Annotated in this window: 7 protein-coding genes; all 7 read left to right on the top strand. The window is 37.1% G+C overall.

Annotated features, from left to right (window positions below):
• Positions 1-717, top strand: a 717-nt coding sequence (locus V7161_RS00375) for a substrate-binding domain-containing protein (RefSeq protein WP_335441779.1), incomplete at its 5' end; no start/stop codon positions are given.
• A gap of 768 nt (positions 718-1,485) precedes the next feature.
• A complete protein-coding gene (locus tag V7161_RS00370; protein ID WP_335441778.1) occupies positions 1,486-1,713 on the top strand; it encodes an aspartyl-phosphate phosphatase Spo0E family protein in 228 nt (75 codons plus the stop codon).
• A 250-nt stretch (positions 1,714-1,963) separates the two neighbouring features.
• A complete protein-coding gene (locus V7161_RS00365) occupies positions 1,964-2,134 on the top strand; it encodes a hypothetical protein (RefSeq protein ID WP_335441777.1) in 171 nt (56 codons plus the stop codon).
• A gap of 158 nt (positions 2,135-2,292) precedes the next feature.
• A complete protein-coding gene (locus V7161_RS00360; protein ID WP_335441776.1) occupies positions 2,293-3,024 on the top strand; it encodes a GntR family transcriptional regulator in 732 nt (243 codons plus the stop codon).
• Between the two features lie 328 nt (positions 3,025-3,352).
• On the top strand, positions 3,353-4,402 hold the full coding sequence (locus tag V7161_RS00355; protein WP_335441775.1) for a LacI family DNA-binding transcriptional regulator: 1,050 nt from the start codon (positions 3,353-3,355) through the stop codon (positions 4,400-4,402).
• A 94-nt stretch (positions 4,403-4,496) separates the two neighbouring features.
• Positions 4,497-5,771, top strand: a complete 1,275-nt coding sequence (locus V7161_RS00350; protein ID WP_335441774.1) for a Gfo/Idh/MocA family protein — start codon at positions 4,497-4,499, stop codon at positions 5,769-5,771.
• 186 nt (positions 5,772-5,957) lie between these two features.
• Positions 5,958-7,211 carry an ABC transporter substrate-binding protein gene (locus V7161_RS00345; protein WP_335441773.1) on the top strand — a complete coding sequence of 418 codons (1,254 nt, stop codon included), beginning with the start codon at positions 5,958-5,960 and terminating at the stop codon, positions 7,209-7,211.
• Positions 7,212-7,354: the final 143 nt, after the last annotated feature.

Here is a 7,354-nt window from a genome sequence, read left to right as displayed (position 1 = left end):
CCTGCAGGTGAAATCCTTAGAACATATACAGATCAGCTATTTTCCATAGTGGAGGAGATTGAATCATCTTTCTCCGATCTTTCAAATTCGTATGGCAATGTTACGATTGCCGCTAGTGAAGGGTATTGTACGAAGTGTTTTCCTTATGTCATTTCTGAGTACCAGAAGTTATATCCCCATGTACAGATTAAGGTGATTTCTTGTAACAGTGATGAAGTTATAAAAGGGATCGAATCAAACAAATACGATATAGGGATTATTTCGGGCGAGCTAAGTAAAAATGGAATTACAAACATCATGATTGCAGAGGAAGACATGGTTCTAGTGGTTTCAAAGGATTTATATGCTAGGTACCCGGAAGACCAATTACTGACGAATTTTCCTTTTATTAAATATCAAGCTGGAGAATATTTTGGAACGATAATAAATAAATATTTGATACAATCGAAACTCTCATTACAAAACGTAATAGAATTTGGAAGCTTAGATGCGATCAAAAAGGCCGTATTAATTAATATTGGGGTAGCGTTGTTAATCAGTACCTACATAAAAAAAGAAATTAGCAATGGTGATTTAGTCCCGATCCTAGTTACTGAGAACAAAGTAAAAGTAAACACCTCTATCATTACGTTGAAGGAAAAGGAAAACGTAGTAACAATTCAATCTTTTATTGATGTAATCCAAAAAATTTGGAATAGAATTCCTACTATGGAGTAAAAGCCGAACGATATTCTGTTAGTACTGATATAACACCGTTTTTAATGGGGAGGTAACCTTGTAACAGGTAGAACAGGAGGCAACAGGGACATATTAAACCATAGTGATGACTGCACTCTATTACGAATCAAGGAATCCATTTTAAGAAAGTATGCCTTACTGCTTCAGGAGGATCTGGTTCAAAAACTTTAAAACAATTGCAATGGATCTCTAACTCTTAAACATATTGATACTATTACTCTAACTTTTCGTATGTTGCCAGACTTCGTGTAATAACCGTAGATAAAAATCCAGGATCAATAAAATAATGTTATGGTTACCATAATGTTTCTTAATTTTACAAAAACTTTATAAAAACTTAAAGTTTTAATATAAGCTGCAGCAGTCAAGAACACGAATGAAAAGCAACTTATTTTAATTATTTGGTTGTGGTGAAACAATAAATTAGGTCTGTAATTATAATAGATTAGATGAGAAACTCATCTGATCTATTATATTCAAATACTAAGAGGGATGTAGTCAGGCAAATGCATAATTACCACGCTAAGGTATTTTGAAAAAAGTTGTATGGGACATTTGAAACCTTTCTATACCAGAATATATAACATCCCGTTAGGGTTACTCTATTGAAACTAACTACGGATGCTGACAAATCAGATATTCTAACCTTTACGTTGTAAATCCACAAAATCCTGACGCTACCTCTTATTGTTTTACAAAATTGGCTGATTCTATTAGCACATAAAATGTATGAGGTGAGAGGGAACCATGCTATCGACAGACTTTACAAGTCAATTAAGGGAATTACAAGAGTGTATAGAGAACAAACGGAATGAATTGATTGAACTAGGAATGACTTATGGATTTGCAGATAAAATAACTATCAAATGCAGTCAAGATCTTGATAAGTTGATCAATATACAGATGCATGCAGTTGTTAGTATAGGGTTAAAATATCAAGGTGTAAAGCGATTATACAGCCGTTGTTTCGTGTGAAAAGCACCACATTAATCTTTATATTCGGTGTGTCGTATTTAATAGTTTTATTGGAAATACAAACGAGTAACCTTGTATTATCGAAACCGGATGCAAAAAAATCCATTGTGATTGTGGGGAAATTGAGTTGGAATCAACCGCAGCTTGCGTAGTTGGTGGGGTCTCCACAACGGGCTGAATCGGGACTGTACTTGGAATTAAATGAAAGTAGCAAAACGCTTATTAGCATTTTAAAAATGGAGGTATTTTTGTGAGTGAGAAAGAAAAAAGGTTACAGTATGAAACTTCTATTATTCTGGGAAAAGATACTAGCCAAATGACGTTAAACAATATTATTGAGGAAATGATTCACGTTATTGAGGCAAAAGACAAAAGTATCAGTGAATTAAATAGAAAAATATTAGTGAAAATCACTTTATAAAACTTATTTGAAGTTGATTTTGCGGAGACAATAATTATTATAGTTTAGTAGTACTATTCTGTAAAGAACCAGGTTGTTGGGTTGACTCCACAAGTGTTGGTGATATAATTTAGGTTATTAAAAGAATGTTAGTATGGTTTGGAGGCAGGTTTAGTAAAATGAAACCATTGCAGCATGAAAGTTTAATACCGCTATATCACCAATTGATGGAAAGACTAAAGGATTCGATTGAAAAGGGACATTGGACTCCGGGAGATAAAATCCCTTCAGAAAATCAATTAATGGACCAATTTGGTGTAAGCCGCAATACTGCTAAAAAAGCTATTGAGGAGCTTGTACAGGAAGGGATACTTTACCGAATCCAAGGAAAAGGAACCTTCGTGGCAAAACCGAAATTGCAGCAGTCATTGATGGGGTTCTACAGCTTTAGCAAAGTATTAAAAGAAAAAGGATTGAATCCTAGGGATATCATTTTGAAAATCGAAGAAGTCAAACCAACTGTCAAAATCCAGGAAGCGTTGCAGCTGGGGGACGATGAGAATGTCATTGAAATGAAACGCCTTCGCTGCGCCAATGATGAGCCCTATATTTTGGAATCATCTTTCATTCCGAAACATGTTGTTTCAGATATGGAGCAGCTAAAAAAGGTAGGCGAAATTTCTTTATATGATCTATTTTCACAACAATTTAATATTATGGTAACCAGAGCAAAAGAGGCATTTGAACCTGTTCTCATTCGTAGTGAGGAAAGTGTATATCTGCAAACAGAGGAAGGTCGTCCGGCACTGCTTCTTGAAAGAACTGCCTTTGATGTTAATGGGGTTCCTGTGGAATTTTGTATATCCATTGTACGTGGTGATCGTTGCCGCTTCTACACCGAACTAAGCTAATTAAATATGACTCATAGCATTCTGGCTATGAGTTTTTTTAGGTCAACTTATACCAACAACCCAATAAAATTTCATTTAAATTTAAGTTGATGGGTTGACAGGTTAATTATAAAGAAGTTATATTCAAATTAGTTATAATTTTCGGTCAAGAGAGGCAGCTAATTTTTAAACACAATCTTGTACCATCAACCCATCGTTTGAATTGATGGAAGGACAACCTCTTTTTACAAAACATTTAAAAAATTTAAAAGGAATTTCCGAAATGGGATAAAAATTTGGTATCCTATTAGAGAAAGCGCTTAAGTTCAACCTAAGAGGTGTTTTATTAGTGGCAAGATTAAAGGATATTGCGGAATATGTTGGTGTTTCCATTTCTACTGTATCAAGAGTGATTCAAAATGATCAGACCAGAAACGTTCATCCCGAAACGAAAGCGAAAATTTGGGAGGCTGTAAAGGAGTTAGGTTATATACCCAATCAACATGCCCGAAATTTAGTAACCAACAATCAAGAAAAGAGTAAGTCAAGAACCATGAAAATCGGCTGGGTAGCCAATCCAAAATCAGCAGAAACCAACCCCTATTTTGCAACAATTTATACAGGCATTCGTGATACATTAGCAAATAATGATTATACCCTTATTAGTATTACCAAGGATGAAATTGAAAACGAGGTACTGCTTCTTAAGACGATTCATGATTTAGGGATTGAAGGACTACTTCTGATTGATAAAATTGATGATAGTCTTATCGAATATATTCAGCAGCAAATCCCTGTAGTAGGGCTGGACTTTTATTATTCAGATAAAAATATGGCCATCGTAGACTATGACCGTAAGGCTGCCATGAAAACAGTGGTCCAGCATTTAATGAAACAAGGACACCGGGACATCGGATTTATTGGTGGGGGTGTTGATCCTGCCATTGAAGATTTGTCCGCAGAACATCGTTTTAAAGGTTATCAGCAAGCCATGGAAGAAGCAGGACTATTAATACAACCTGAATGGGTGATTAATACAAAATGGAAAATGTCAACCAGCTATGAGCAAATGAAAAAACTGCTCAAAAGGGAGCCGTTGCATTTGCCGTCCGCAATGGTTTGCGCAAGTGATTTAATGGCTATTGCTGCAATAAGGGCGGTCATCGAAAATCAGCTTAGAATCCCTGAAGACATTGCCTTCTTTGGCGTAGATAATCTGGAAATGGGGAAATATTCATCCCCGCAGCTTTCAACGGTAGAAATCCCAAAATATGAAATGGGAAGAATGGCGGCTAAAACGATTATGGAAATGGTAGAAGAGGAAGTAAAACTTCCGATAAAAATAATTCTGCCGTTTGAATTAGTCATTCGTGAGTCCTCTAACATAAAACGAACCTAATTGGTTCTTTTTTAATCAACGCTTGGAAAACGTTTGGATTAAAACGGGAAAAAATTTTGGAAAACGAAATATTGTTGTAGATAGGAGAATTATCATGAAACCACTGACAGCTATTTTAATTGGAGCAGGTGACAGAGGTGCAAGAGCTTATGCGCCTTATGCTTTAGAGTATCCTAATGAATTAAAGATAATAAGTGTGGCGGAACCAAATGGAGAAAGAAGAAACAAACTTCAACAAGCCCATAAAATATCCGATGAAAATTGTTATGAATCATGGGAAGAGGTATTGAATCAAGAAACAAAAATAGCGGATATTGCCATTATCTGCACACTTGACCAAAATCATTTTAAGCCGACGATGAAGGCATTGGAATTAGGCTATCATGTTCTGTTAGAAAAACCTATGTCTCCAGATCCAGCGGAATGCATTATGATGGAACGTGCTGCTAAAAAGTATAATCGACAGCTGACCATATGCCATGTACTAAGATATACAGAATTTTGGTCAACCATTAAAAAGATTATCTCCAAAGGGGAAATTGGAGAGGTTGTATCGCTTCAACTAAACGAAAATGTGGAAGTCATGCATATGTCCCACAGCTTTGTCCGTGGTAATTGGAATAATAAGCAAAGAACCAGCCCGATGATACTTCAGAAATCTTGTCATGACATGGATATTATTTCGTTTGTGATCGGCAAAGATTGTAAACGTGTTAGCTCCTATGGTTCGCTCATGCATTTTAAGGAAGATAATGCACCTGTGGGAGCGCCGAAAAGATGTTTAGAGGGTTGTCCAGCAGAGCTCGTTTGTCCGTTTCACGCTGGCAGATATTATCTTGGGGAAGGCAAAGCATGGGCAAAGAAATTTACTGAAGATGATAGCAATAAAGGTATCATAAAGGCATTAAATGAAACGCCTTATGGAAAATGCGTGTATCGCTCAGATAATGATGTGGTTGATCACCAAGTGGTCAATATGGAATTTGAGGGCGGAGCAACAGCAACATTCAGCATGTGCGGCTTTACAAGGGAACAAACCCGCATTGTTCAAATCATGGGAACAAAAGGGGAAATACGTGGAAATATGGAAGAAAACAGCATCTCCATCTTTGATTTCCTCACAAAACAGGAAACGGTCATTAAGTTTGATAATCCCATTGGGGGGCATGGGGGCGGAGATAGCGGCATCATGAGAACCTTCCTAAGAGAGATTCAATATGGAAATAAACAGGAAAGTGTTTCTTCGGCTTTTGCCTCTGTAAGAAGTCACCTAATGGCATTTGCTGCTGAAGAATCCAGGCTCAATCAGGGACAATCGATTAAAATTGATGATTATTTCACTAGTTTAGTAGGAAAAATAAAAAGTTAAAGTAATCTCCCAATATTAAAAACTATTTTATTTAGGGAGGTGGTAATCGCTAAAAAAATAGGTTCCACACATGGTTATAGTGATTGTAATAAAATTAAAAAAATTGTAAGGGTTATCAAAGGGTAACAGGTCATTATTTCGTTGTTAGAAATCTACTAAACAATTAATAGAAGGAAGGGAAACAAGATGAAAAAGTGGTTTATCATGCTTTTAACAGTAATTTTAGGATTACTAGGGTTAGCCGGATGTAGTAATAGCAATACAACTTCAGGTAATGGCAAAGATGACAAAGTGGAAATCACCTATGGTTTTTGGGATAAAAAGCAAGTCCCTGCCGTAGAAGAAATAGTTAAGCTATTTAACGAAAAATATCCGAACATTAAGGTGAAAACAGAATTGACTCCATATGGACAATATTTCCAGAAGCTCGAAACTGCTGCCACCGGGGGTGCTTTGCCGGACGTTATGTGGATGAATGGTGCCCATGTTGAACAATATGCAGAAGGAAAGGTGATTCTTCCGATTAGTGACCTTGCCAAGAAAGATAACTTTAGTTTAGATAATTATCCGAAATCTTTAATTGATCTTTATACTGTTGATGGAAAAGTGTATGGAATTCCTAAAGACTTTGATACAACCGGCTTATGGTATAACAAAAAAATCTTTGATGAAGCAGGCGTCCCTTATCCAGACGAAACGTGGGACTGGAATAAGTTAAAGGAAGTCGCCAAAAAGCTGACAAATAAAGATAAAGGTATATGGGGTTATGCTGCTTTAATGGGCAATCAAGGCGGCTATTATGATTTCATATGGCAAAATGGCGGTTATATTATTTCTGACGATGGCAAGTCTGTTGGTTTTGATCAGCCTGAGGCGATTGAGGCACTTAAATACAATATTAGTTTTATTAAAGAAGGGCTATCTCCAACACAAGCTCAAATGACAGAAACGGCTGCATCAGAATTATTTTCTTCAGGAAAAATAGCGATGATGTTTGATGGTCCTTGGATGGTTCCGGAATATAAGAATAATCCTGATTTAAACGTTGCTGTTGTACCAAAAGGCAAACAACGTGCTGTTGCGATTCATGGGTTGTCAAATGTCATCGCTGCGAATACAAAGCATAAAGACGCTGCGTGGAAGTTTGTTCAGTTCTTAGGCTCAAAAGAAGCAGCGGAAATATATGCGAAAACAGGAACAGTGATTCCTGCTTTTAATGGGACCCAAGATGCTTGGTTACAATCTGTTCCGAATTTGAACCTTAAAGCCTTTATTGATGGTGTGGAATATTCTCGTCCACTGCCAAGTGTGAAAAGTACAGGGGAAATTTGGCAGTATGAAACCGATGTTCTTAAAAAGGCCTGGAGTGAGGAAGAAAGTGTAGAAGATGCCGTAAAAGAACTAACGAAAAAGGCAAATGAAGCTTTATCTAAGAAATAGGCTCTGTTAAAAGGCAATTGTTGATTTTAAACACTGTTGATTGGAGTGGAAGGCGCGAAGACTCCTGCGGGAGTACGGGGCTGGGGAGACCCCGCAGGCGCCAAAGCGCCGAGGAGGCTCCCCGCCGGCACGCCCGCGGAAAG

Origin of the sequence: Neobacillus drentensis (assembly GCF_036965425.1) — a bacterium.
Taxonomy (GTDB): domain Bacteria; phylum Bacillota; class Bacilli; order Bacillales; family Cytobacillaceae; genus Neobacillus; species Neobacillus drentensis_F.
Note: the sequence above shows the minus strand (reverse complement) of the source record. Positions and strands in the feature narration are given on the sequence as shown.

What these genes read in the sequence shown, in the direction of transcription:
- V7161_RS00370 (WP_335441778.1), top strand. Translation starts at nt 1,486, where the DNA reads ATGCTATCGACAGACTTTACAAGTCAATTAAGGGAATTACAAGAGTGT.
- V7161_RS00360 (WP_335441776.1), top strand. Translation starts at nt 2,293, where the DNA reads ATGAAACCATTGCAGCATGAAAGTTTAATACCGCTATATCACCAATTG.
- V7161_RS00350 (WP_335441774.1), top strand. Translation starts at nt 4,497, where the DNA reads ATGAAACCACTGACAGCTATTTTAATTGGAGCAGGTGACAGAGGTGCA.
- V7161_RS00345 (WP_335441773.1), top strand. Translation starts at nt 5,958, where the DNA reads ATGAAAAAGTGGTTTATCATGCTTTTAACAGTAATTTTAGGATTACTA.